Genomic DNA, 23,909 nt, shown 5'->3' on the forward strand with positions numbered 1-23,909 from the left:
AAATGAGAGCGATGGCTCATCGTGCGACGAAAACTGTCCCATTCTTGTCGGCGGTTTAGTGTTCCTCTAACCTCCGTCTGGCCCACGCTCCTCTACGGTTCTGGGGAACTGGCCGATCCTCAAGGCGACCAGGCCCCATCAGCGCTGAACAGCTCTGACCTGGAGGAACCATGAAGGAACTACTGGACCGCGCCCGCTCGTTCAAGCGACGGGCCGAATTCGAAAGCGACGAATACCGGCGACTGGCCGAGGGCCAATACCCCGAGGCTCTGTTCATCACCTGTTCGGATTCCCGGGTGATTCCAGCCCTGATTACGGGCGCACGCCCCGGCGATATATTCGAACTGCGGAACGCAGGTAATATCGTCCCGCCGCACGACGGACCGGGCGCCTCGGGGGAGGCTGCCACCATCGAGTACGCGCTGGAGGTGCTCGGCGTTCAGGACATCGTGGTGTGCGGCCATTCCCACTGCGGTGCGATGGGCGCGCTGAAGTCCGGAGACGACCTGTCCGCGCTGCCCGGCGTGGACGCCTGGCTGCAACTCGCCCGCCCCCGGCTGGCCCCCGTCCTGGACGGGGACAGCGGAACCGGCCGTAGCGTGGCGGACCCCCGGCTGCCGGAGATCTCCCAGCTGAACGTCGTCAATCAGCTTGCGGCGCTGCGGAGTTACCCGGCCGCACGGCGCCGTCTGGACAGCGGGCGGCTGCGGCTGCACGGCTGGTACTACGAGGTGGACACCGGCCGGGTGCACGAGTTGGAAGAGGACGGCCTCTTCCGGGTACACGCGGCGTGAGCGGCGCACACGCCCGGAACTCGGTGCCGAGGACACCGACCGGCCCGGCGTGGCACTCCGCGCCGCCCGGACCGGGCCAAACCGCCGGCCGACCCGAACCGCACACTGTGGGCCGGGAGTTCGACGACGAGGGCCAGGCCTTCGACGCGTGGCACGCCTCGTCCGCGCGGCGCGCGTACGGCGGCTCCGAACGGCGATCGTTCGACGGCAGGCAAGCGCCACCGCGCTGGGACACCCGGCCCCCTACGAGGGAACCCGCCGGCAGGTCGTCTCACGCGGGCGGACCGGAGGAGACGGCGGGCGGGAAAGGTGCGAGGGGCCCGAAGGCCGATCTCGCCACCGAGATCACCGCCTCGCTCGTCGTGTTCCTGGTCGCGCTTCCCCTCTGCATCGGCGTGGCTGTGGCCTCCGGTGTCCCCGCCGAGCTGGGGATCATCTCGGGTGTCATCGGCGGTCTGGTGGTCGGCGCGGCGCGCGGCAGTACGTTGCAGGTCAGCGGACCGGCCGCCGGTCTCGCGGCGCTGGTCGCGGAAACCGTCCTCGAACACGGCGTGGCGATGCTCGGCGTGATCGTCCTGTTCTCCGGCCTGCTGCAGATCGTCCTGGGACTGGTGAAGCTGGGCCGTTTCTTCCAGGCGATCTCGCTGGCCGTCGTCCAGGGCATGCTGGCCGGCATCGGTCTGCCGTTGATGTTCAGCCAGGCCTACCCGGCGATGGACGCGAAGGCCCTCGGCACCCCGATCCAGAACATCGCCGGGATCCCGGGCCTGCTCGCGGACACTCTGGCCAGCCCACAGGCGATGATCGCGGCCGGTCTGGGCACCATGACGGTGGTCCTGAGCTTCCTGTGGAAGAAGATGCCGGGCCCGGTCAAGAAGGTCCCGGCCGCCCTGGTCGCCGTGGGCGTCGGCATCGCGGTGGCGGCGCTGCCCGGCGTTGAGGTGAAGACCCTCCAGGTGGGCAACCTCCTGGCCTCCATCGACGTACCCGGCCCGGAGCAGTTCGCGGGACTGGCGGACGCGGGCATCATCACGGCGATCCTCACCTTCACGGTGATCGCGTCCGCGGAATCGCTGTTCACGGCGGCGGCGGTGGACCGCATGCACGACGGCCCGCGCACCCGCTACAACCCCGAGCTGATCGCCCAGGGCGTCGGCAACACCGTCGCGGGTCTGCTCGGCGCGCTGCCCATCACCGCGGTGGTGGCCCGCAGTTCGGCGAACGTCCAGGCGGGTGCCAGGACCCGGCTCTCCCGTACGCTCCACGGCCTGTGGCTGCTCGCCTTCGCCCTGCTGCTCCCCCAGGTGCTGGCACTGATCCCGGTCTCGGTCCTCGCGGGCGTGCTCGTCCACAGCGGCTGGAAGCTCTTCGCACCCGAGGAGTTCCCGAAGATGTGGAAGCAGGACCGGGGCGAGTTCGCGGTCATGACCGTCACCACGCTGGTCATCGTGGCGACGGCCCTGCTGGAGGGCGTCCTGATCGGCCTCGCGGCAGGCATCGTGCTGGCGGCGGTGCGGATGTCGCAGACCGTCATCCGGCAGCACATCGAGGACGACACCGCGAAGGTGGTGATGGCGGGCAACGCGACCTTCCTGCGGCTGCCCCAGGTCATCGAGGCCCTGGAGGCGGCGGCGGAGGCGGGCAAGCCGCGCATCCGTCTCGACCTCACGGGCGTCACGCACCTCGACCACGCCTGCCGCAGCCAGGTGGAGCAATTCACCCAGCAGCAACGGGGAAAGGGCCTGCGCGTGGAACTCCTGATGCCGGGCGCGGCGAAACGGCCGGCGGCGGAACCGGGCGGGACGGAAAGGCCGTACCTGCGACACGAGACAGCACAACGGGAAGAACCGCGGCATGGGCATCCCTTGAAGACGGGCACGGGCCCACTCCCCCGCCGTACGACACCCCCCGTCCCCACTCCGGAACCGGCCGCCCCCAGCCCCACGGCCGAGTGGTTCTACCTGGACACCACCCCCATGCCGGAGGACTTCGCACGACGGTACGCGGAGGAGTACGCGCAGGGGTACACGCCGCGATAGCCGTAGAGGCTCAAGAGGTCACCGCGGCCGAAGCCGGTCACATGCCTTTCAGGACGCGTTCGAGTGCCGCCCGGCCGACGGGTCCCCAGTGCGGTTTGCCGCCGGGCAGGCCGCGGTCTCCGTTGTGTCCCATGAGGATCAGGAAGAGGGTCTTCATGGCGGCCAGTCCGCGGGCGCGCCGGATCGCGGCCTGGTCTGCTTGCGCGTACATGTCGAAGAACCGTGAGGCGCTGCCCGTGGGCAGCAGCAGCCATGCGGCGGCGAGGTCCCACGCCGGATCGCCGGCGAACATGTCGCCGAAGTCGACGATGCCGCAGAGTGTTCCGCCGGAGACGACGACGTTCGCGGGATGGAGGTCGCCGTGGACCCACACCCGCGGGCCCTCCCACGCGGGTGCTGCGACGGCGTCGTCCCAGACGGCCCGGACGGCTTGGGCGTCGGCGGCGATAGCGGCGGGGGCAGTGGCCCGGAGGAGGTTCTCGAAGCCCTCCGTGTAGTTCCCGGGGTGGCCGCCGCGGTCCGTGGCGGTCGGGGCGTCGGCGGGCGCCTCCACGTGAAGTGCCCTGAGGAAGTCTGCCAGTGTGTCGGCCGCGTGGTCGCCGCGGCTGATCGAGCCGTGGTCCAGCGGCTCGCCGGGAACCCACGTCATCACGGTCCAGTGCCCGGGGAATCGTTCGGACGGTTCGCCGAACCGCACGGGGGTCGGTACCGGGAGCGGCAGGCGCGGGGCGAGCACGGGCAGCCACCGCCGCTCCTTGAGCTGGCCCTGTGGGGTGGGGTCCATGCGCTGCATGCGCACGGCCAACTCGTCCCCGAGACGCCACATCTGGTTGCCCCAGCCGCCCGCCACCTCCCGGACGGCCAGCCCCGCAAGGTCTGGATGCTGCTCCTGCAACAGGTCGCGGACCAGATCCGCGGTGATCTCGATCTCGGTACCGGTCATGCGACCTCACAGTACTGACTTCGGCAGACGAAAACGGCAGCCGAAAGCCGGCTCGCGATCTCCGGACATCTCGCTGTGATCCCTCGGGCATCACCGATTCAGTGCCAGAAAGCCATGCATCACAGGCCTCGGACGGTCCGGCCCACCGCGGCGACGGAGCAGCGGCAGGCAGTGACCAGGTCCAGGAACTCCACCGACCGGTCGATCACGCGGAGGGCCACAGCGACCGGGCTGCGTCAGAACGAGGCCGGTGTCTGGCAGCGGCTCCACGAGGTCCTGCCGGCTGAGCCGAATGCGGCGTCACGCCCGGACTGCGCCGGGCGGGGAACGGATCTTCCCGGGCACGCCTTCGGGAGGGGCTGATCATCCCGCTGACACGGCCTCACTCCTCGTGGCAGGGTGCGGTGATCAAGTAAGGCAGACGGAGGGAGCTTCCGTGGAAGCACAGATGTGGGATGCGCTGGTCGACGTGGCGAAGAGCGCGTACACCGCCGGGCTGGGTGAGGGCACGGTCCCGCGGCCGCTCATCATGCCGCTGGTACGCGGCGAACTGGTCGGGATGATCTGGGCCCGCCCCCTGAAGGCCGGCCAGGACGCGGTCACCGGCATCGTGGAACTCTCGAACATCGCCGCGGCGGCCCGCGCGGACGAGGTGGTCCTGGCCTGGGAGACCCACGACGTCGCCACCGTCTGCGAGCTGCCGGTCGTCGGCCCGGCACCGTGCCTGAACATGGTGCTCGCCACGCGCGACGGGCACGTCCTGCACCAGTTCCCCTACAGCGAGCAGGCCCTGTCCCGCAGTCCTGAGGGTGGGGCATCGGTCGCGCCGGACTGGATGCCGGCCCCCGCGCCGCAACCCGGCGGCGAACTGGTCCCGCCGATCCAGGCCGCGGTGGACTTCTCCTTCACCCCGATCGAGCTGGACGACCCCAACCCGTTCGGCATCATCGTCGTGCTCATGGAAGAGGACGGCTACCGGGTGCGCCTGACCGAAACGTTCGCCGGCTGAGACCTTGGCACGCAGCTGTCATCGACGCCCAGGGGGCCGCAACAACCAGCCCGCTCTGCGCAACCGAAAGGTCAAACCGGGCATCACCTCAGGTGCCGTCCTCCGAGGGCGCTCGATCGTGCCGACGGGCGGACACGTCGTTCTGCAGGGCCGTCGAGAAAATCCGTTGCGAGTGACCCGCAGCGGATGTCTGATTGATCGGCCACCGATCAGGGGAGGGAACATGAGGACGTCGCTGCCCGCCCCCTCGTTGCACACCGCTCGCCTTCGGCTGCGTGCCTTCGAAGACACGGATGCGGACGCCCTCTTCGCACTGCACAGCAGCGCCTACGTGCTGCGCTACTGGGACGCGCCACCGTGGAGCGAACGCGTGCGCGCCGAGAAGTTCATCACCGCTTGCCGACAGATGGCACAGGAGGGCACCGGGGCGCGGCTGGCCGTGGATCGTGCCTCCGACGGGGCGTTCATCGGCTGGTGCAGCCTGAACAGGTGGAATCCGGACTACCGCAGCGCGTCGCTTGGCTACTGCTACGACGACGCAGCCTGGGGCCACGGCTACGCGACCGAGGCCGCGCGCGCTCTGCTGCGATGGGCATTCGACACGCTGGACCTCAATCGCGTCCAGGCTGAGACCGATACGCGCAACGTGGCTTCTGCCCGCGTGCTGGAGAAGCTCGGCTTCGTACGTGAAGGGACGCTGCGGGAAGACTGCGTCGTCAACGGCGAGGTCTCCGACTCGTGGGTCTACGGACTGATCAGGCGGGAGTGGCAGCCGTTGCCCGAGCCGGTTTCCGCCCACTGAGATCCGTCGCTCGCCACCCGACATCGCAGCACGAGACCACCGAAGCAGGCCCCCTTCGGCGCGCACGGCCAGCCCCGCACAGCGCCATACCGGATCGTCGTCATCGCCCATGCCCCTTTCCGGGGGTAGTTTCCGGGGGTAGTCGGCTGTTCTCATGGCACAGCGGACAAGCCGTCGTAACACCACCGCACATCCTCGGCCGGCTCGACGGCCGGAAAGGGGAAGGCGTGCCAGACACGACTCACCGTGGAAGCGGGGGAGCCACGCCCTCGTCCCTGCGCAGCCGCGTCGACGACCTGATCGCCGTCTACGGCTCGGCGGAGGCCTGCGCCGCCGACCTGCTCTGCGATCGGCACCCGGCGGACTCCGTGGCCTTCACCGTCGTCGAGGCGGACCTCTCCGCCCGCGACCTCACCTACGGCGAGCTGCGCCGGGAATCGGCGCGTTTCGCGGCGGCGCTGGCGGATCTGGGGGTGGGGCAGGGCGACGCGGTGGCCACGTTGATGGGCAAGTCCGCCGAGCTGGTCGTGGCGCTGCTCGGCATCTGGCGGCGCGGAGCGGTATACGTTCCGTTGTTCACCGCCTTCGCCCCGCCGGCCATCGCGCTGCGGCTGACGGCGGCGCGGGTCAAGGTCGTCCTGGTCGACAGGGACCAGGGATCCAAGCTCGCGCCGGGCCCCGACCTGCCCGCCGACGCGCCGTGGCAGACGGTGGTGGTCGGGGGCTCGCCTCAGGGACACGAGCTCTCCTTCGAAGAGCTGCTGTCGGGCTATTCCGGTGACGAGCCGCAGGGCAGGCCCGTCGCTCTCGGCCCGGACGGATTGCTGGTCAAGCTCTTCACGTCGGGCACGACCGGCGCACCCAAGGCTGTCCCCGTCCCTGTCCGGGCCCTCGCCTCGTTCCGTGCCTATCTCGAATTCGGGCTCGACGTCCGGCCCGACGACGTCTTCTGGAACGCCGCAGACCCTGGCTGGGCGTACGGCCTGTACTACGCCGTCCTCGGTCCGCTGGCCGCCGGCGTCCGCAGCATCCTGCTGCACACGGGTTTCTCGGCGCCCCTCACCTGGCAGGTGATGGAGCAGTTCAAGGTGACCAACTTCGCCGCCGCGCCCACCGTCTACCGCACCCTGCGGACCTCCTCCGAGCAGGTGCCCGACGGGGTCCGCCTGCGCCGGGCGTCTTCGGCCGGTGAGCCGCTCACCCCCGACGTCGTCTCCTGGTCGCAAGAGGTCCTGGGGGTGCCGGTGCACGACCACTACGGACAGACCGAGCACGGCATGGTGATCAGCAACGGCTGGGCCGACGGCGTGCGCTCGCCGCTCCGCGGCGGGTCGATGGGCAGGCCGCTGCCCGGCTGGTCCGCGGCGGTGCTGCGGGGTGACGGGCACGAACCCGCGCCGCCGGGCACCATGGGCCAGGTCGCCATCCGGGTGGCCGACAGCCCTCTCATGTGGTTCACCGGGTATGCCGACGCACCGGAGAAGACCGCCGCGCGTTTCACGGCCGACCGCCGCTGGTACCTGACCGGTGACGCCGGCACCCAGGACGAGGACGGCTTCTTCTACTTCTCCGCGCGCGACGACGACGTGATCATCATGGCCGGCTACCGGATCGGCCCCTTCGACGTCGAGAGCGTCCTTGCGGAGCATGCCGCCGTCGCCGAGTCGGCTGTGGTCGGCGTCCCCGACGAGCTGCGTGGCGAGGTACTGGAGGCTTTTGTCGTCCTGAGGCCCGAAGCTGCGGGCGACGCCGGTGAAGCCCTGGTCACGGAGCTCCAGCAGCTCGTGAAACGCCGGTTCGCCGCGCATGCCTACCCGAGGGCCGTCCACTTCGTCGACCGGCTTCCCAAGACGCCCAGCGGCAAGGTCCAGCGCTTCCGGCTGCGCGAGCGACGGGCCGGCGAGCAGTCCTCCCGGAACAGCTAGCGGACGAGCCCGCGCAGCAGGAGTTCGGCGAGCCGCGCGTAGGCCTCGGCATCTCCGAGACCCGTGGCGGCGGCGACCTGGCGCTGTTGGATGCGCACCATCACCGAGGCGATCACGTCGGCGGCGAACGCCACATGCACCTCGCGGAAGACGCCCGCCGACACGCCCTCGTCGATCAGCTGCTCCACCCGGCGGGCGGCCGCCCGCGTGTTGCGCTCGTAGACCTCGGCGGCGGGCTCGAATCCGGCCACGTCGTCGAAGAACTGCGGCGACAGCGGGCCGAGCTCCACCGCGACGGCACCCAAGTACACCGGAAGTCGGGCGGCCGGATCGCCCTCGGCGGCCAAAGCCGCCTCGACCCGTTCGGTGGCCCCCCGGAAGAAGTGCACCACCACAGCCCGGACCAGCTGCTCCTTGCTGCCGGCCAGCCCGTACAGGGTGCGTTTGGAACAGCGCAGCCGGGTGGCCAGGTCGTCGAGTGTGAAGCGGGCGAAACCCTCCTTGGTCAGCAGTGCCACCAACGCCTCGAACAGTTCGGAGCGCCGGGCTGCGCCCCGGCCGACGGGATTCGGACCGGTGGGAGCGGAGGCCTTGATCATCCCGTCAGTATCCCAGCCGCGACACGACAGCCATAAATGGCTATGCTTACCGGTACTGACGTACCGCTTTGAGTACCGCTTGGAGCCGCGATGAACGTCGACCGCATGCTTCCCACCCAGGAGGCCGAGGACCTGATCGCCCTGACCCGCGAGGTCGCCGAGAGGGAACTCGGCAAGCGGGTCGAGCAGCACGAGGCGGACGAGAGCTACCCCGAGGGGTTGTTCGGCGTGCTGGGCAGGGCCGGGCTGCTGGGGCTCCCCTACCCGGAGGAGCACGGCGGCGGCGGACAGCCGTACGAGGTGTATCTGCAGGTCCTGGAGGAGCTGGCGAGTCAATGGGCCGCCGTCGCCGTCGCGACCAGCGTCCACACCCTCGCCTGCCACCCGCTGCACGCCTTCGGCACCGCCACCCAGCGGGAACGGTGGCTACCCGGCATGCTCGGCGGAGAGCTCCTCGGTGGCTACAGCCTGTCCGAGCCGCAAGCCGGTTCGGACGCGGCGGCGCTGGCCTGCAAGGCGGAACGCGTGGCGGACGGATATCGCATCACCGGGACCAAGGCATGGATCACCCACGGCGGCCGGGCCGACTTCTACGCTCTCTTCGCTCGCACCGGGCCGGGAAACCACGGCATCTCCTGCTTCCTCGCCCCCGGCACCACGGAGGGCCTCGGCTTCGGCCGTCCTGAACGCAAGATGGGACTGCACGCCATCCCCACCACCTCGGCCACGTGGGACGGCGCGGTCATCGACGCCGACCGGCTCATCGGTACCGAGGGACAGGGCCTGGAGATCGCGTTCAGCGCCCTGGACAGCGGCCGACTCGGCATCGCCGCCTGCGCCACCGGGCTCGCTCAGTCCGCTCTGGACACAGCCGTCGCCTACGCCAACGAGCGCACCGCCTTCGGCCGGAAGATCGTCGACCATCAAGGACTCGGCTTCCTGCTCGCCGACATGGCCGCGGCGGTCGATTCCGCCCGCGCCACCTACCTCGACGCCGCCCGGCGCCGTGACCTGGGCCGCCCCTTCAGCAGGCAGGCCAGCGTGGCCAAACTGGTGGCCACGGACGCCGCGATGAAGGTGACCACCGACGCCGTCCAGGTGCTGGGCGGCTATGGCTACACCCGGGACTTCCCCGTCGAGCGCTACATGCGCGAGGCGAAGATCATGCAGATCTTCGAGGGAACGAACCAGATCCAGCGGCTGGTCATCAGCCGCCATCTCGCCCGCTGAAGCGCCGCCGGCCCGTCAACGACCCACTGCCGAAACGTCGTTCATCTGAGGAGCAGCATGCACATCGCCGGATCCGCCGCGCTGGTCACCGGCGCCGCCTCGGGCCTGGGCGCCGCGACCGCCGCCGCCCTCGCCGAACAAGGTGCCATCGTCTACGGCCTGGACCTGGACAAGGCCGTGGCAACCGCGGGCCCGCAGCCCGCCGATGTCACCCTGATCCCGGCGGACGTCACCGAGGAGGCGCCGATCCGTGCAGCCCTGGCCCGTATCGAAGCCGACGGCACGACACTGCGGCTCGCCGTCAACTGCGCCGGCATCGCACCGTCCGCCCGCATCCTGGGCCGTTCCGGTCCGCACGACCTGGACCTGTTCCACACCGTCCTGAAGGTCAACCTCCTGGGCACCTTCAACGTCCTGCGCCTGGCCGCCGAGGCCATCGCCCGACACGAGCCGGACGAGAACGGGCAGCGCGGAGTCGTCGTCAACACAGCCTCCATCGCCGCGTTCGAGGGCCAGACCGGCCAGATCGCCTACTCCGCCTCCAAAGCCGGCGTCGCCGGCATGACCCTGACCGCCGCGCGCGACCTGGCCCGGTACGGCATCCGCGTGGTCACGATCGCCCCGGGCATCGTCGACACTCCGATGATGGCCGGCTTCACCGAGGACGTCCGCGCCGGCCTCGCCGCGAGCGTCCCCTTCCCCCAACGCCTCGCCCAGCCTGCCGAGTTCGCCCGCCTGGTCCTCATGATCACGGAACACGACTACCTGAACGGCGAGACCATCCGCATGGACGGCGCTCTCCGGATGGGTGTCCGGTAGAGAGCTTCAACGGTGCGGGTTCCAGACCTCGGGGACCCGCTGATCGCCTAGGCGGCGGCCCGCAACGACGCCGATCTCCGTCTGGTCAGTGTCGATTCGACCGTTGCCCGCTCGCATCACCACGCGGCGGGCATGGTGGTCGACCCGGAGTTCCATGAAGACCTGGGGAAGTCCCTGACGGAGAAAAGGGGCTGCGCGTCGGACGGTTGAGGAAGGAGGTAGCGTCCTCGGCATGCTGGACGGTCCTGATGTGGCGGTGATGCTGCGAGGCGGAGTGCGTGCTCGCTCCCATGCCTGGGAGTTCGTGCGCTGGTTCGCCGACGCGTGGATGGGCCGTCCGCTGGAGCCGGAAGACGGCTGCACCGCTGACGAACTGGCGGCAGCGGAGGCCGACATGGGCTTCGAGCTGCCGGCCGCTTTGCGTGAGGGGTATGCGCTCTTCGGCCGCCGGGACGACCTGACCCGGCAGCAGGACCCGCTGGTCAGGCCTTCTGGCCTTTACGTCGATCACGCCTTGGGCGGTGTCCTGGTCTTCCGTCGCGAGAACCACGACTGCGCCTTCTGGGGAATCCCTCTGAGCCAGGTCGAGCAGGAGGATCCAGCGGTGGTGGTGGAATCACGTCAGGGCTGGGTTCCCTTTCTCGATCGGATGTCCCTGGCCTGGGTCGAGTTGGTGCTGAGCGAGTCGCTCTTCGCGGCGGACAACCTCTATGACGCCTGTGAGTTGCCTGACGCGCTGATGCGGGATCTCCACGCCCGGTATGCCCGGGTCGGTCTGCCCGACCATCCGATGTGGGCGAGCGAGGACGACTCACCGCTGCGCTGGTATGCGGCTCCCAGCCGGTTGATTCGCCGGGATGGCCTTCAGGATCAGTCCTGGATTCACGCGCGCGGGCGCACGACTTCCGATCTTGAGGCCATCCATGACGATCTCCCAGGCCCCTGGGTCCGCTGAAATCGCACAGCCCCTATGAACGGGGTCTGGCTGTAGCTGTCTGACCAGGTGCATGCCCTGCCCCCCTTGATCCGCCGCTCGCAGTAGTCCTGGGTGCGCGAGCCGACGCGCACACGGGTGCACAGCGCGGCAAAGGACGCCTCGCTGTTCAGCCGTTCCGGGTTGTCCCCCACCGTGATCAGCAGGGCGACCGCCGTGTCCGGACCGATCCCCACCACGTCGAGCAGCTGCGGGGCGTGCCATTGCACGAGCCGGGCAAGACGAGCATCCGCCTCCCGGATCTGCTCGGAGAGCCGGCCGATCCAGGATGCCGGCCAACCCGGGATGATCCGAGTGGCCTGCGCGCCGACGGCAGTCGCGCAGCAGGTCCGCCCACGACTCGCTGGATTCCCGTAGCCCCTCGGCCAGGGCGATCAGCTCCTTGGTGCCATCCCGGCGACCGTTCCGTACGACGTCGCACAGGACCTGGGTGGAGGACCTGCTGGCGGTTTCCTCCTCAGGCGACGCCGCGTGTGCGACCTGGTCGGCTGCCGTAGGCGTTGTGGACGCGTGGATGTCGGTCGAGACGTGTGACGGTGACCGTCTTACCCGCCTCGACCCGGCCCATGTACGCGGCGTGGTAGCCGGTGAGTAGACATCGCTGAGGGTCAGCAGCGACGGGCACCGTGCCCGATCGAAGACGATGGGGACCTTCCGGGCACCCCCGGCCGGACACGGATCCTGTCAGAGCTGACGCAGTCCGATCAGCACCCTCTCCATCAGTGCCGTGGTTGGGGCGTCGCCGGCATCGGTCGCCGCCTCGTGGACGACGATCATCCCGCGATCGGTCATGTCACCGAGGAGGACCTTGGTCACCCCGAGCGGCACCCCGATGAGCGCCGCCACCTCGGCCACCGACCGCGGTTCCCGGCACAGATCGAGCACCGCACGGTCCCACTGCGTGCCAACGCCGGGGACACCGCCTGGACCGGCGGCAGTGACCAGGGTCTCGACCGCGAAGTGATGGTGCGACCTGGTCCGGCCGGCCGTCCACGCGTAGCCGCGGACGAAGGACGCCGGTGCCTCCGGCTCCTCGTTCGGCTCGGGGGCGGACGGCAGGGCGGCTTCGTCGCTGTCGTCGTAGGTCGTGTCCTGAGGCGCGCCACGCGTGCCGGCGGACTTCCGCCTCCGTCGTCCGGTGCCGAAACTGAACGCGTTGAGCACGTCGGCGAAGGTCTGTTCGTCCTCCGCCTGCTGATCTCTTCCAGAGCCGGACGGGCCTTCACCGGTGCTCATGTTCTCTCCGTCGGGCTATCGGGACGCAGTCTGCTGGAACAGCTGCAACTCGGTACGGAGTTCCGGAGTCAGCATCTCGCCGACCTGGTCGACGAGCACGGTCATCTCATAGGCGATCTGACCGATCTCGCAGTCCGGAGCCGCCAGGGCCACCAGACACGAGCCGTCACGGATCGACATCATCAGCATGTTGCCGTGCTCCATCTGGATCACCGTACGCAGCGCGTTCCCGGTGTCCATACAGTCGGCAGCGGCCTGGATCAGGCTGATGGCACCCGCCGCAACGGTGGAGAGCTGCTCGGCACGATCGTCCGCCAGCTGGTCCGACGCGGTGAGCAGCAGCCCGTCGGCCGAGATCACCACAGCGTGCGCCACATCGGGCACTCGCTCCGTGAAGTTGGTGACCAGCCATCCGAACTGGCTCACCTCCGTGGAGTGGGTTGATGTCATGGATTCTTCCTGCCCGTCGCCGATGGATTGTGCGTCTGGTCGGGCTGTGCCCGACGGATGCCCGACTGGTAGCTGCTGAGGAAGCTGTGGGTGCGGCTGGCCTGCTGGCTCGCAGCTGCTTCGTCCCCCGGGGCGGACCGCTCGCTTCGGGCCGGGGCGGATCGCGTACGCGGAACCCTCTTGGGCAACCCGGCCTGGGTGACGCCTGCCGACCGGTCAGGCTCCTCCGCGGCCCGTGGCGCCGGTGCCTCCATGCTGTTCCCGGCACTACGGGCCACCGTTGCCGATGCGGTGAGGGCGAACGGCCGCTGCGGCGGGCGCGACGCCGCGTCAGCGCCGTTCGTCCGGCCGCCCTCGGCCTGGCCGCCGTCCGTGCGGCCGTCGCGCGTCCGCGTCGGAAGCGGGGCGCCAGGGCGTTCGGCCATGGTGCCCGGCTGGTCCGTGCGGGCCGGCGCCTGCGCCGTGACCAACTTGGCCGGTACCAGCACACTAGCCCGCAGTCCCGGGACACCCGGTTGCGCGCTCAGGTCGACGGCGATGCCGTGCCGGCCGGCCAGGCGGCCGACGACGAGCAGCCCCAGCTGCCTGGACGCGGGCGTATCCGTGGCGGCGGCCGTCGCCACCCGCCGGTTGGCCGTGGCCAGGTCGCGCTCGCTCATCCCGATCCCCCCGTCCTGGATCTCGATCAGCAGCGAGCCGTCGGACTGCCGGGTGCCGCCGATGACCACCCGGGTGTGCGGCGGGGAGAACGCGGTGGCGTTGTCGAGCAGTTCGGCGATGAGCCGCACCAGGTCACCGGCCACATACCCGATCACCTCGACGGGAGGACCGGGCTGGACGTGCACGCGCTGATAGTGCTCGATCTCGGAGACGGCACCCCTGAGCACGGTGTCGAGCACCGCGCTGTGGGAGGAGCGCACCAGGGTGCTCCCGCACAGGACCATCATGTTCTCGTTGTTGCGCCGCATCCGCGTCGCCAGGTGATCGAGCGTGAAGAGGCTGGCCAGCTGCTCCGGGTCCTCTTCGTGCCGCTCCAGCTGTTCCATCAGCAGCAGCAGCCGGTCCACCAGGCTCTGGCTGCGCCGGGAGAGGTTGACCAGGGTGTTCCTGAGGTCACCGCGCAGTGCGGCCTGCTCCGCCGCCAGTCGCACGGCCTGGGCGTGCATCGTGTCGAACGCCCTGGCGAGCTGACCGAACTCCTCTGTGGTGTGGACCGGTACGGCGTCGACCACGGTGTTCGCCTTCCGGCCCTCGCGCATGCTCTCGACCGCGGCGGGCAGCCGGTGTTCCGCCACCTCGAGTGCCGTCGAGCGCAGGACGGTCAGCGACCGCAGCAGATGCCGGCCGATGCCTAGACCGATGGCGAGGGCGAGCAGGAGCACGGCGAAGAGGATGACGGACGCCAGGCCCGCCTGGTTGCTCGTCCGGTCCTGGAGCTGGGCCGACGATGTGCGCAGCTTGTGGAGGAATCCGTCCGACACCTTGTCGATCAGCGTCCCGGTGGTCTCCGAATCGCCGTTCCACTTGTCGACCGAGGTCGGCAGCGACGTGGTGGTGTTCTTCTGGGCGCCGGATGCGAAGGGCGCGGCCAGCACGGTGCTCACCACCTTCGCACGCCGGCTGACGGCGGGGCCGGTGACCGTCCGCTGATATTCGCTCAGCTCCGTGGCGGTGGCCAGTGCCTGGAAGTCACCGAGCCTGTCCCGCAGTCGTATGTCGGCCTCTTGCAGCGCCTTCATGAGCGTCGGGGTCATCGGATGGCTCCGGCCGGCTGCCTGGAGCAGAATCGCGTGTTCGAGGTGGACCTGCTCCTCGACCGCCTCCAGTTCGTACAACGCGGTCGCGGACCTGGTGAGTTGGGGGGTGTCGAACCTGCTGACCAGCGCCTGGTCCAGATGGAGCAGCCCCGTGATGATCGTGCCGTAGTCGTTGAGCGCGGTCCAGGAACCGATGCTGCCGGACGTGGCCTGGGTGCGCAGGGCGGGCAGGCGGTCCAGGAGGCCGACGGCGTCGCGGTAACGATTCGCCGCAACGCCCGCGAGGACGACGTCCAGCTTCCTGGTGTGGGCGACGGTGGTCCGGGCGCTGTCGACGCTCCGCTGCTGCTGCCGCAGATCGGCGGTGTCGTCCGCGGCGTGGGCAGCCTCGGCACTGAGTCGTTCGACGGACATCGTGCGTTCCATCTGCAGGGCGTCCAGCAGAGTCCGCAGCTCACCGCGCATGGTGACCAGGCGTTGCAGGTCCGCGTAGGAGTTGGCGCGGGTGACGTCGTCATGGATCTGCACGACGCCCAGGCCGACGGCGAGCAGGGCGGGTACGACCAGCACCGCCGCCAGCTTCACCAGCAGCCGCCAGTTGCGCCACTGCACGAGCGAAGCCCACCGCGACGGCTGTGCCGGCCGTGTGACCGCATGCCTGGCCGCGGTCACGATATGAGCTCCGTATGGGGAACTGTTTGCTCGCACGTACCAGTCACGATGCTGTTTTCTCCCGGGTTTTCACCTGAGCACAACGGGGACGCCCGCATTTCAAAAACTGTTCCATCTCCCAGTTCCCGGCTGCGAACCGATCCCGGGCGTCGGGTGCCCACCCACCAAGCGCTGTGGAACCCAGGTGAGTTTAGAACAGCGAGGCTAACGGCAACAATGCGGCTCCCCGTCCCGGGCCAGGGCGAACCAACCTGTTACGCACATGTTCTCCATATTCGGTGGGCCGGTCGATCACATCGTGCACTCATGACTCAGTTCGGTGAACGGTGAGCAAAGAAAGGATCAAGTCGCCTTCGGTTCGCGACCACTCGGGGCATTGAATGGTCTCGCTCGCCGCAGGGGCACATGTGTGCCCTCCTGCCCGAATCCCCAGGAAGAGGAACGTGACCAGACCGGCGGGGTCGCCCACCTCCGAATTGTCCGAGCGGCCTGCCCGACGGGAGTTCAACGACCCCCGTCGCGACGGCGAGCCCGACTACTCCGAGATTCAGCAGAGCGAGGAGTTCACCCGGCTGCGCAGACGGCTGCGGTTGTTCGTCTTCCCGATGAGCGCGCTCTTCTTCCTCTGGTACATGACGTTCGCTCTGCTTTCCGCCTACGCCCACGGGTTCATGGGCCGCAAGATCGCGGGCGAGATCAACATGGGTACCGTCCTCGGCCTGATGCAGTTCGTGTCCACGATCATGATCGTCCTGGCTTACCGGCGCTTCGCCGGGAAGAAGCTTGATCCGGAAGTGGACCGGATCCACGAACTGGCGGGAGTCGAAAAGGAATGACACGGCAGATTGCCGCCGGCGCGACCGGCAGCCCCATGCTCAATCTGAGCGTGTTCCTGATATTCGTCGCCATCACACTGTTCATCGTCTACAGGGTCACCAACAGAAACCAGACGGCATCCGACTACTACGCCGCCGGCGGCGCCTTCACCGGTGTGCAGAACGGCATCGCGATGTCCGGGGACTTCCTCTCCGCGGCTTCCTTCCTGGGAATCTCCGGGGCGATCGCCGTCCATGGTTACGACGGATTCCTCTACTCCGTCGGATGGCTCGTCGCCTGGCTGGTCGCTCTCCTGCTCATCGGTGAGCGGCTGCGCAACACCGGGCGGTTCACCGTGGGTGACGTGATGGCCTTCCGCATGAGGCAGCGCCCGGTGCGGGCTGCGGCGGCCAACGCCACCCTGGTGATCACGTTCTTCTACATGCTCGCCCAGATGGCCGGCGCGGGCGGGCTGATCGCGTTGCTGCTGGACGTGCACACCAGGGGCGGGCAGGCTCTCCTCATCAGCGGCGTGGGCGTCGTCATGCTCCTCTATGTGCTGGTGGGCGGCATGAAGGGCACGACCTGGGTGCAGATCATCAAAGCCGGTCTGCTCCTGGTCTGCGTGACCTTCATGAGCGTATTCATCATCGGCAAGTTCGGATTCAGCTTCTCGGCGCTTCTGCACCAGGCCACGCAGAACAGCCCGTTGGGTGAGCGACTGCTCAATCCGGGCAGCCTTTACGGCCAGAACGCGACGAGCCAGCTCGATTTCGTGTCGTTGGCCCTCGCCCTGGTCCTCGGTATCTCCAGCCTGCCGCACGTGCTGATGCGCTTCTACACCGTGCCCGACGCCAAGGAGGCGCGCAGGTCGGTGGTGTGGTGCTCCTGGTCGATGTTCACGTTCTACCTGGGAATCCTGGTAGTCGGTTACGGAGCCACCGCTCTGGTCGGTTCCGACGCGATCGTCCACGCCCCCGGCGGGGAGAACTCGGCGGCGCCCCTGCTCGCCTTCCGCATCGGTGGAGTCGTACTCCTGGGCGTGGTCTCGGCGGTGGCCTTCGCGACGATCCTGGCGGTCGTGGCCGGTCTGACCCTGGCGGCTTCGGCTTCCTTCGCCCATGACGTCTACGCCAACGTGATACGGCAGGGCAAGGCCGATCCCCGGTCAGAGATCCGGGTGGCCCGACTGACAGCGGTCGTGATCGGTTTCCTGGCCATCATCGGCGGCATCGTGGCCGACGGCCAGAACGTCGCGTTCCTCGTGTCGCTGGCCCTGGCACTCGCCGCCTCCGCCAACTTGCCCACGATGCTCTACACGCTGTACTGGAAACGCTTCAACACCTCGGGAACGCTGTGGAGCATTTACGGCGGTCTGGTGTCCTGCCTCACGCTCATCGTCTTCTCGCCGGCGGTCTCGGGTACCCCCACGTCGATCATCAAGAGCGTCGACTTCCACTTCTTCCCGCTCATGAATCCCGGCGTCGTGTCGATTCCGCTCTCGTTCCTGTGCGGATACCTCGGCACCGTGTTCAGCAGACACCCGGCGGATCCTGACAAGCAGGCAGAGATGGAGGTCCGAGCGCTGACCGGAATCGGCGCCCGGCTGTAGCCGATCGCAGCAGGACCTGCAGGGCTTACCGGCCTTCACCCTTCAGAGACCCTCCGAGCCCCTTGGCGCGGAGGGCGCTTCCATGAACAGGTCCCCTACCCCCGCACCGCTGCCACGCGTTGCGCGCTCCGGCGGCACGCCGAGCACACGATGCCGGCGTGCGGTTCCGCTTCGATACCTTCGGTCTGGCCCCGTGGCTTCAGCGAGAGAAGTTCGGACTTGGTGAGCGATCGATGGCATCGCTCGACTGCGTCGGGCGCGAGAGAGCCCCACTGCCCCACTTCTGCGCCCTCCAGATCGCCTCGACGACGAACAGCTCGTTGCCGCGAGTAACCAGGAAGTCGGACTTGTGGGCACCCGTCCCGCCTTGCTGCTCAAACTCCGCACTGCGACCGGACCGAGCTGCATCTCGTGCGGACACAGCTCCCACAGCGCAGAGTAGACGTTCGTGTCGGAGTTTCGGTCCCGCAGCCGACCGAGCCACCCGCTTCGGCGCCGCCTCGCTGTCAGCGCGCGCTCCAATCCCCACCGCTGCAACCAACTCCACTGTCGGAGACTGGATTTATCCTGGAAAATAGATCCACGAAGTCCCTAGCGACGGAGAGCCGACCTATTACTTCCCGGACCTACGCATAGAGAGCTCTTCAGGAATGCCATCCGGGCCACCTCGGAGGTCTGAGCCTCGGCAGGTTCGTCGGCCGCCACGACGCCGAGAAGCCCTTCCCTGTGTCATGGTGGGTTGGCACCCCGACGACTACCCCCGCAACCTATGACCTTCCCGTCCGACCCGACCGCGACGAACACCGCGTTGCTCCTGGTGTCGCCAGTTGCCGCTGCACGATCAACTGGCCTGAGCCGCTGGGTGGTTGATGCGATTGAGACACGCACTCTCGCCGACGGGAACATACCCGCCGGGAGAGGTGGCGCCGCCGGCCGAGGTGGAGTACCTGCGGTGTCAGCGCGGCGCTCGGCGCGGCTTCCACCACGTCGCTCGACGTGCTCTCGCTGGATGTACAGGGCGTCGCAGGTGACGCTGACGTCGAGTTGGTCCAGGACCAGGCCCGAGGTGTGCTCGGCCGCAGCAAGCAGGTGGATCTTGCGGCCCCTTGCCTGGCCGGGTCTGACCAGGACGGAGACCAACTGCGACGATCCACCGCCATACGGCTGCTGCCGGAGTCGCAGTGGGTGACGGTGCACCTGGACAACGACGCAGATACTGATCCCGGTACCGGCCCGGCCACGGCTGGCGGCGCCCGCGCAGGCCACAAGGGCCACCCGGCGGCTGGCTTCCCTGTTGAACCAGTCGCTGTCGTGTTCCGGCAGTCCTCGGGAGGCCGGGAGAGAAGAGTGATGCTCACGTGGGCGGGTTGCCCGGCAGGGTTATGGAGTGTGTGGCTGATCAGTCCGGCGCTGGTCAGACAGCACACCGCGCGCTGCACAAGGCTGCGGGCGAGGTGCTCCGTGCTCCTGCTGCGCTGTCCAGGGGCAGGTCAACTGTGCGAGCCGGGTGAGCCCTCACGGGGGCCTGAGTGGCCAGCTCCAGCGGAAGCCCGACCAGCAGTCGGCCGTGGGGGCCAGGCCGGCCGCTGCGGCCCAGTCCACCGGTGTTCCGGTGCGGTGCCGACCCTCGCGACGAACGGCCCGTCCGGGCGACCACCAGACGAGGCCAGGGCGGATCCCCCAACACCCCCGCTCCCAGGGAGCTCGCTGGAGCGGACGCCGAGGACTTCTCGTTTGACGGGGAGAAGTTCCGGCGGCGCCTGTTCATCAGCACCGTGTGGCAGGTTCCGCTCCTGGGGCAGACGACCGCGTCCCCAGCGTTCAGTCCCCAGCCCGAAGTGGACATGCACATCGCGCCGACGGGCTCTGTGACCACCCCGCCCCAACCACGGCCCTCAGGGTGTTTGGTGCCGGAAGGTGCGGCGATAGGCCGTAGGCGTGATGCCGATGGCGTCACGGAATCGGGCGCGCATGTTGGCGCCGCTGCCGAGGCCGCAGCGGGTGGCGATCTGTTCCACCTGAAGGTCGGTGGTCTCCAGGAGCTCGCGCGCTCGGTTGATGCGGGCGGTCACCAGCCATTGGTGGGGGCTGACGCCTGTTTCCTGGCGCCACAGGCGGGTCAGGGTGCGGGGGGAGACGCCCGCGTGGTCGGCGAGCTTGGGGATGCTGAGGTCTTCTTCGAGACGGCGCAGGGCCCACTCACGGGTGTCGGCGAGCGTGGTGGCCTGGGGGTCGGGGAGGCTGGTCTGGATGTATTGCGCCTGTCCGCCGTCACGGTGCGGGGCGGCGACGATCTCCCGGGCGATGTCGTTCGCGACGGCCGCACCGAGGTCTTTGCGGACCAGGTGCAGGCACAGGTCGATACCGGCCGTGACGCCCGCGGAGGTCAGGATCGTGTCGTTGTCGATGTAGAGGACGTTCCGGTCGACGCGCAGCCGCGGGTAGAGCTCTTCGAGGTCGTCCGCGCTGGCCCAGTGGGTGGTGACGGTGCGGTCGTCGAGCAGTCCGGCGGAGGCGACGGCGAAGGCGCCGGTGCAGATGGAGGCGATACGGATTCCTGCGCGGCCGGCGAGCCTGAGCGCGGCCCTCACCCGTGGCAGCGGAGGGCGCCGGAAGTCCTCGAACCCCGGGACGATGATCGTGTCCGCGTCGGCGAGTGCTTCGAGTCCCGCGGTCAGGCCCAGGGTGAATCCGGCGCTGGTGGTCACGGGCTCCTCGGTGTCCCCGCACACGATGAGCTCGTAGGGGGTGTTCGGACGGGCGTTGAAGATCTGCGTGGGGATTCCCAGATCCATGGGCAGCACGCCGTCTACCGCCAGAACCATGACCCGGTGCGTGTTCATGGCCGCAATATTACGCCCAGCGCCTCTATCGCAGAGAGTGCCGATGGGCCGCCGCTCTCTGTCACGAGGGTCGCCAACAGGATGAAATTCCAGTTCAGAGGGCAGCGCATGCGGCCGGAAAGCGATGGCCCATCCGCAACATCCTGGCCCAAAAGATGCGGACACTGGCATATGAGCCGTGGCTCGGAAGGGTGACACCGGAGCACGATCGGATACGAGCACGGGGCACCGGCTCCACACACCGGTGGAGCGGTTCGAGAGCCCCGGCCGTGCCCGAGGAGAACTGATGATGACTGCTCAGAATGTGGCGGGCCGCTTCTTCGACGTACAGGGTGGCCAGGTATACGCCCACGTCCGCGAGGGTGACGGTCCGACGCTGGTCTTCCTGCACTACTGGGGAGGCTCACGGCGCACCTGGATCCCGGTGCTGCAACGTCTGGACGCCGGGCAGGGCTTCGTGGCCTACGACCACCGCGGATGGGGCGACTCCGCTGGCGTGCCGGGACCCTACGGCCTGGAGCAGCTCGCGGACGACGCGCAGCACGTCATCGACGCCCTCGGGCACTCCGACTACGTGCTCGTCGGACACTCCATGGGCGGCAAAGTGGCCCAGATTCTGGCCGCACGCAAGCCCGAGGGCCTCAAGGGTGTCGTCCTTGTGGCGCCCGCGCCGCCCGCACCGGTCGGGGTGAGCGAGCAGGCGCAGGAGGCGTTGTCCCACGCCTACGACGACCAGGAGGCGGTACTCCGGAGCGTCGAACTGGTGCTGACCCATGGCGAGCTGACTCCCGAGCTGCGCCGGCAGGTCGTCGAGGACAGTCTGCGCGCCGGCGAGCAGGCCCGTCTCACGTGGCCGCGCCAGGGCCTGGTCCAGGACGTGTCGGCCGGCCTCTCAGCCGTCGACGTGCCGGTGCTGGTCCTCGCGGGCAGCCACGACAAGGTCGACCCGCCGGCCGTGCTCGCCGACCACCTGCTGCCTCTGATCCCGACCGCCACGCTGACCGTCCTGAAGGACACCGGCCACCTCTCGCCCCTTGAGGTGCCCGACCAAGTGGCCGCCCGCATCGGCGCGTTCATCGCCCAGCTGTAACCGCGGCGCCCCGGCCGCACACCCCCGTGGGGCGATCACCCGTCGCACCACGAGCCGTGCGGCCCCACCCTCCATACCCCGGCACGCGAAAGCGCGTTGCCGGTCACCGTAGCGATGGGCCCCGGACCGGTGCCCCGACGAAAGAGACACACCTTGACCACCGACGCACAACTGTCCGTCTTCGAACAGCTCGACCTCCCCGACACGAGCCTCAGCCGGGACGCCTACGCCTATGCGGCACGGGTCACGCCCGCCTTCGTCTTCGATCACAGCGTCCGTTCCTACGTCTTCGCCCGCGCCCATGACCGCAACAAGGGTCTGCGCGCCGGGACCGACTACGACGACGAGTTGCTGTTCGTCGCCTGTGTCCTGCACGACGTCGGGCTCAGTGAGGAGGGGAACGGCGACCAGCGTTTCGAGGTCGACGGCGCCGATACCGCGGCGGCGTTCCTGCGCGAGCGCGGTGTCGAGGAACGGCGCATCGCCATCGCCTGGGACGCCATCGCCCTGCACACCTCGCAGGGCATCGCCGAGCGCAAGGGCACCGTGGTGGCGCTGTCCCAGGAGGGTATCGCCACCGACATCCTCGGAGCCCAGCGTGAGAACCTCCCGCCCGGCCTCGCCGATGAGGTGCACGCCCTGCTCCCGCGTCAGGACCTGGCCTACGGGCTCAGCGACGCCATCGTCACCCAGGCCCTGGCCAAGCCCCACAAGGCGTCCCCGATCACCTTCCCCGGCGAACTGCTGCGCCGCCATCTCCCCTACGGCGCCCACCCCAGCTGGTACGACCTGATCGCCGCGGCCGGCTGGGGCGACAAGCCCGTCGGCGTCACCGCCCGGCGCCACGCCGAGACGCCTCAGCAGGTGGGGTCCCTGTTCATGGAGTACCTGGAGGCCGGCGACGTCGAGGGCTTGGTGTCCCTCTACGAGCCGCACGCCCACTTCGTCCCCACCCCCGGGAATCACCTGGTGGGCACGGACGCCATCCGCGGGGCAATGCGGCACATGGTCGACAGCGGCGCCCGCCTCAAGCTCGAACTACGCGACATCCGGCAGGTCGGCGACGTCGCCCTGGTGTCGAACAACGCCACCCTCACCGGGGTCGGACCGGAGCCGGTGATCTCCACCACCACCGAGATCCTGCGACGCCAGCCCGGCGGCGGCTGGGTCCACGTCGTGGACGACCCGTTCTTCAGCTGACCGCCCCGGGTGGCCTGCGCACTCCGCGCAGGCCACCTGCCCTCCCCAGGCGCGGAGGACACCCCCGGTGACCCTGCGACGCCCCCCTTTACCTGTCACGGAGTACGTCAATGCCGGAAACCAAGGTCGTCGCCCTGCCGGTGCTCGGTCGGCACGCCGTCAACGCCTACCTGCTGCTGGGCAGACAACCGATCATCGTCGACGCCGGAACACCCGGCAGCGCCCGGCTGATTCACGACCAGGTCGCCGCCCACGGCGTCCACCCCGAGGACGTCCGCCTGATCGTCGTCACCCATGGGCACATCGACCACTTCGGCTCCGCCTCAGAACTCAGCCGGCTCACTGGCGCACCCATCGCCGGCCACATCGCCGACCTCGGCGTCTACCGAGCGGGCCGGGTCAACGAACCGTACCTGCCCATCGGGCTGTTCGGGCGGCTCTTCGCCCGCACCTCGCGGGTCCGCGCAACCACCGAGGGCTTCGAGCCCGACGTACTCATCCAGGGCGAGACACGTCTGTCGGACTTCGGTGTCGAGGCCCGCATCATGCCCACGCCCGGCCACACCGCGGGCTCCGTCTCCGTCCTCACCGACAACGGCGACCTGGTGGCCGGAGACCTCGTGGCCACCCCGTTCCTGGGCTTCGGCACGGGGCGGCCCGCCAACCCGCCCTTCCACGACGACCGGCTCGGCAACCTGGCGAGCCTGCGCGAGATGCTGGCCCTCGGACCCACCACGCTCCACGTCGGCCACGGCGCGCCCCTCGACCCCGAACGCGTGAGCCGCTGGGCGACCGCGGAGCAGCGACGCCTGGACCGCCTCGTGGCCAAGGGGCGCCTGCGCACCAGGGGAAAGCCTGCGGCGTGATCGCCGGGGCCTCGGGCCGGACCGCCAGGTCTGGCCGGGACCTTACGGCGCCCTTGTCCACGCCGTCAGCGGTGGCGGCAGTACTCCATCTGCCCTCGCCGCCGATCGTGATGGGGGTACGCACGATCGTTCCTTGGAGTCGGGCCCGCCGGCGAGTCCTGGCCGACCGACTGCGCAAGGCGCCCCGCCCAGTGCTACGACTCGTCCGGCTGT

At 69.1% G+C, this 23,909-nt stretch carries 20 protein-coding genes; 13 read left to right on the forward strand and 7 right to left on the reverse strand.

The genetic code is table 11. From position 1 onward, the window contains the following. Nucleotides 1–170 precede the first annotated feature (170 nt). Both AB0D85_RS37585 and AB0D85_RS37590 read left to right on the forward strand, forming a co-directional pair. On the forward strand, nt 171–794 hold the full coding sequence (locus tag AB0D85_RS37585; RefSeq protein ID WP_362330550.1) for a carbonic anhydrase: 624 nt from the start codon (nt 171–173) through the stop codon (nt 792–794). Between the two features lie 344 nt (nt 795–1,138). Further along, complete coding sequence (locus AB0D85_RS37590) at nt 1,139–2,833, forward strand: SulP family inorganic anion transporter (RefSeq protein ID WP_362330982.1); 1,695 nt, start codon at nt 1,139–1,141, stop codon at nt 2,831–2,833. Nucleotides 2,834–2,870: 37 nt separating this feature from the next. Here AB0D85_RS37590 and AB0D85_RS37595 read toward each other — a convergent pair whose 3' ends face one another. Together AB0D85_RS37595 and AB0D85_RS37600 are read right to left on the reverse strand one after the other, a co-directional pair. Further along, on the reverse strand, nt 2,871–3,776 hold the full coding sequence (locus AB0D85_RS37595) for an aminoglycoside phosphotransferase family protein (RefSeq protein WP_362330553.1): 906 nt from the start codon (nt 3,774–3,776) through the stop codon (nt 2,871–2,873). Between the two features lie 119 nt (nt 3,777–3,895). Next, nucleotides 3,896–3,997 carry a DUF6192 family protein gene (locus AB0D85_RS37600; RefSeq protein WP_362330556.1) on the reverse strand — a complete coding sequence of 34 codons (102 nt, stop codon included), beginning with the start codon at nt 3,995–3,997 and terminating at the stop codon, nt 3,896–3,898. Between the two features lie 227 nt (nt 3,998–4,224). On the opposite strand from AB0D85_RS37600, the gene AB0D85_RS37605 reads away from it, so the two are divergent. From AB0D85_RS37605 to AB0D85_RS37615, 3 genes are all read left to right on the forward strand, one after another. Then, nucleotides 4,225–4,785 (forward strand): hypothetical protein, encoded by a 561-nt coding sequence (locus AB0D85_RS37605; RefSeq protein WP_362330985.1) that lies wholly within the window; start codon nt 4,225–4,227, stop codon nt 4,783–4,785. Between the two features lie 223 nt (nt 4,786–5,008). Beyond that, on the forward strand, nt 5,009–5,587 hold the full coding sequence (locus AB0D85_RS37610; protein ID WP_362330559.1) for a GNAT family protein: 579 nt from the start codon (nt 5,009–5,011) through the stop codon (nt 5,585–5,587). Nucleotides 5,588–5,814: 227 nt separating this feature from the next. Then, nucleotides 5,815–7,512 (forward strand): AMP-binding protein, encoded by a 1,698-nt coding sequence (locus AB0D85_RS37615; protein WP_362330562.1) that lies wholly within the window; start codon nt 5,815–5,817, stop codon nt 7,510–7,512. Here the strand turns inward: AB0D85_RS37615 and AB0D85_RS37620 are convergent. Next, the gene (locus tag AB0D85_RS37620; RefSeq protein WP_362330565.1) at nt 7,509–8,111 is read right to left on the reverse strand and encodes a TetR/AcrR family transcriptional regulator; all 603 of its coding nucleotides are present in this window, start codon (nt 8,109–8,111) and stop codon (nt 7,509–7,511) included. The genes AB0D85_RS37615 and AB0D85_RS37620 overlap by 4 nt on opposite strands. Before the next feature lie 90 nt (nt 8,112–8,201). Between AB0D85_RS37620 and AB0D85_RS37625 the strand changes: the two genes are divergently transcribed. The 3 genes from AB0D85_RS37625 (at nt 8,202) to AB0D85_RS37635 (ending at nt 11,115) form a co-directional block, all read left to right on the forward strand. Next, the gene (locus AB0D85_RS37625) at nt 8,202–9,341 is read left to right on the forward strand and encodes an acyl-CoA dehydrogenase family protein (RefSeq protein WP_362330568.1); all 1,140 of its coding nucleotides are present in this window, start codon (nt 8,202–8,204) and stop codon (nt 9,339–9,341) included. 57 nt (nt 9,342–9,398) lie between these two features. Beyond that, the gene (locus tag AB0D85_RS37630) at nt 9,399–10,160 is read left to right on the forward strand and encodes an SDR family NAD(P)-dependent oxidoreductase (RefSeq protein ID WP_362330571.1); all 762 of its coding nucleotides are present in this window, start codon (nt 9,399–9,401) and stop codon (nt 10,158–10,160) included. Nucleotides 10,161–10,392: 232 nt separating this feature from the next. Beyond that, on the forward strand, nt 10,393–11,115 hold the full coding sequence (locus AB0D85_RS37635; protein WP_362330573.1) for an SMI1/KNR4 family protein: 723 nt from the start codon (nt 10,393–10,395) through the stop codon (nt 11,113–11,115). A 723-nt stretch (nt 11,116–11,838) separates the two neighbouring features. Here the strand turns inward: AB0D85_RS37635 and AB0D85_RS37640 are convergent. Genes AB0D85_RS37640 through AB0D85_RS37650 form a run of 3 tightly spaced genes read right to left on the reverse strand, consistent with a single transcriptional unit; the run spans nt 11,839 to nt 15,209 of the window. Beyond that, a complete protein-coding gene (locus AB0D85_RS37640) occupies nt 11,839–12,390 on the reverse strand; it encodes a DUF742 domain-containing protein (protein ID WP_362330577.1) in 552 nt (183 codons plus the stop codon). 15 nt (nt 12,391–12,405) lie between these two features. Further along, on the reverse strand, nt 12,406–12,840 hold the full coding sequence (locus AB0D85_RS37645; RefSeq protein WP_362330580.1) for a roadblock/LC7 domain-containing protein: 435 nt from the start codon (nt 12,838–12,840) through the stop codon (nt 12,406–12,408). Further along, the gene (locus tag AB0D85_RS37650) at nt 12,837–15,209 is read right to left on the reverse strand and encodes a nitrate- and nitrite sensing domain-containing protein (protein WP_362330583.1); all 2,373 of its coding nucleotides are present in this window, start codon (nt 15,207–15,209) and stop codon (nt 12,837–12,839) included. Before AB0D85_RS37650 ends, AB0D85_RS37645 begins: the two co-directional genes overlap by 4 nt. Before the next feature lie 503 nt (nt 15,210–15,712). On the opposite strand from AB0D85_RS37650, the gene AB0D85_RS37655 reads away from it, so the two are divergent. Both AB0D85_RS37655 and AB0D85_RS37660 read left to right on the forward strand, forming a co-directional pair. Next, nucleotides 15,713–16,105, forward strand: coding sequence for a DUF485 domain-containing protein (locus AB0D85_RS37655; RefSeq protein ID WP_362330586.1), 393 nt, complete (start codon nt 15,713–15,715; stop codon nt 16,103–16,105). Beyond that, nucleotides 16,102–17,697, forward strand: coding sequence for a cation acetate symporter (locus AB0D85_RS37660; RefSeq protein WP_362330589.1), 1,596 nt, complete (start codon nt 16,102–16,104; stop codon nt 17,695–17,697). The genes AB0D85_RS37655 and AB0D85_RS37660 overlap by 4 nt, the downstream gene beginning before the upstream one ends. A 1,895-nt stretch (nt 17,698–19,592) precedes the next feature. Here AB0D85_RS37660 and AB0D85_RS37665 read toward each other — a convergent pair. Next, nucleotides 19,593–20,540, reverse strand: a complete 948-nt coding sequence (locus tag AB0D85_RS37665) for a helix-turn-helix domain-containing protein (RefSeq protein ID WP_362330592.1) — start codon at nt 20,538–20,540, stop codon at nt 19,593–19,595. A gap of 289 nt (nt 20,541–20,829) precedes the next feature. On the opposite strand from AB0D85_RS37665, the gene AB0D85_RS37670 reads away from it, so the two are divergent. From AB0D85_RS37670 to AB0D85_RS37680, 3 genes are all read left to right on the forward strand, one after another. Further along, nucleotides 20,830–21,630, forward strand: a complete 801-nt coding sequence (locus AB0D85_RS37670; RefSeq protein WP_362330595.1) for an alpha/beta hydrolase — start codon at nt 20,830–20,832, stop codon at nt 21,628–21,630. A gap of 153 nt (nt 21,631–21,783) precedes the next feature. Next, nucleotides 21,784–22,830 (forward strand): nuclear transport factor 2 family protein, encoded by a 1,047-nt coding sequence (locus AB0D85_RS37675; RefSeq protein WP_362330598.1) that lies wholly within the window; start codon nt 21,784–21,786, stop codon nt 22,828–22,830. A 110-nt stretch (nt 22,831–22,940) separates the two neighbouring features. After that, nucleotides 22,941–23,696, forward strand: a complete 756-nt coding sequence (locus AB0D85_RS37680; RefSeq protein WP_362330600.1) for an MBL fold metallo-hydrolase — start codon at nt 22,941–22,943, stop codon at nt 23,694–23,696. Nucleotides 23,697–23,909 lie beyond the last annotated feature (213 nt).

This window comes from Streptomyces sp. NPDC048277 (genome assembly GCF_040652235.1).
Classification (GTDB): Bacteria; Actinomycetota; Actinomycetes; order Streptomycetales; family Streptomycetaceae; genus Streptomyces.

Coding starts and splice junctions, on each gene's coding strand:
- AB0D85_RS37585 (WP_362330550.1), top strand. CDS start 171: ATGAAGGAACTACTGGACCGCGCCCGCTCGTTCAAGCGACGGGCCGAA.
- AB0D85_RS37595 (WP_362330553.1), bottom strand. CDS start 3,776: ATGACCGGTACCGAGATCGAGATCACCGCGGATCTGGTCCGCGACCTG.
- AB0D85_RS37605 (WP_362330985.1), top strand. CDS start 4,225: ATGTGGGATGCGCTGGTCGACGTGGCGAAGAGCGCGTACACCGCCGGG.
- AB0D85_RS37610 (WP_362330559.1), top strand. CDS start 5,009: ATGAGGACGTCGCTGCCCGCCCCCTCGTTGCACACCGCTCGCCTTCGG.
- AB0D85_RS37620 (WP_362330565.1), bottom strand. CDS start 8,111: ATGATCAAGGCCTCCGCTCCCACCGGTCCGAATCCCGTCGGCCGGGGC.
- AB0D85_RS37625 (WP_362330568.1), top strand. CDS start 8,202: ATGAACGTCGACCGCATGCTTCCCACCCAGGAGGCCGAGGACCTGATC.
- AB0D85_RS37630 (WP_362330571.1), top strand. CDS start 9,399: ATGCACATCGCCGGATCCGCCGCGCTGGTCACCGGCGCCGCCTCGGGC.
- AB0D85_RS37635 (WP_362330573.1), top strand. CDS start 10,393: ATGCTGGACGGTCCTGATGTGGCGGTGATGCTGCGAGGCGGAGTGCGT.
- AB0D85_RS37640 (WP_362330577.1), bottom strand. CDS start 12,390: ATGAGCACCGGTGAAGGCCCGTCCGGCTCTGGAAGAGATCAGCAGGCG.
- AB0D85_RS37645 (WP_362330580.1), bottom strand. CDS start 12,840: ATGACATCAACCCACTCCACGGAGGTGAGCCAGTTCGGATGGCTGGTC.
- AB0D85_RS37660 (WP_362330589.1), top strand. CDS start 16,102: ATGACACGGCAGATTGCCGCCGGCGCGACCGGCAGCCCCATGCTCAAT.
- AB0D85_RS37665 (WP_362330592.1), bottom strand. CDS start 20,540: ATGAACACGCACCGGGTCATGGTTCTGGCGGTAGACGGCGTGCTGCCC.
- AB0D85_RS37670 (WP_362330595.1), top strand. CDS start 20,830: ATGACTGCTCAGAATGTGGCGGGCCGCTTCTTCGACGTACAGGGTGGC.
- AB0D85_RS37680 (WP_362330600.1), top strand. CDS start 22,941: ATGCCGGAAACCAAGGTCGTCGCCCTGCCGGTGCTCGGTCGGCACGCC.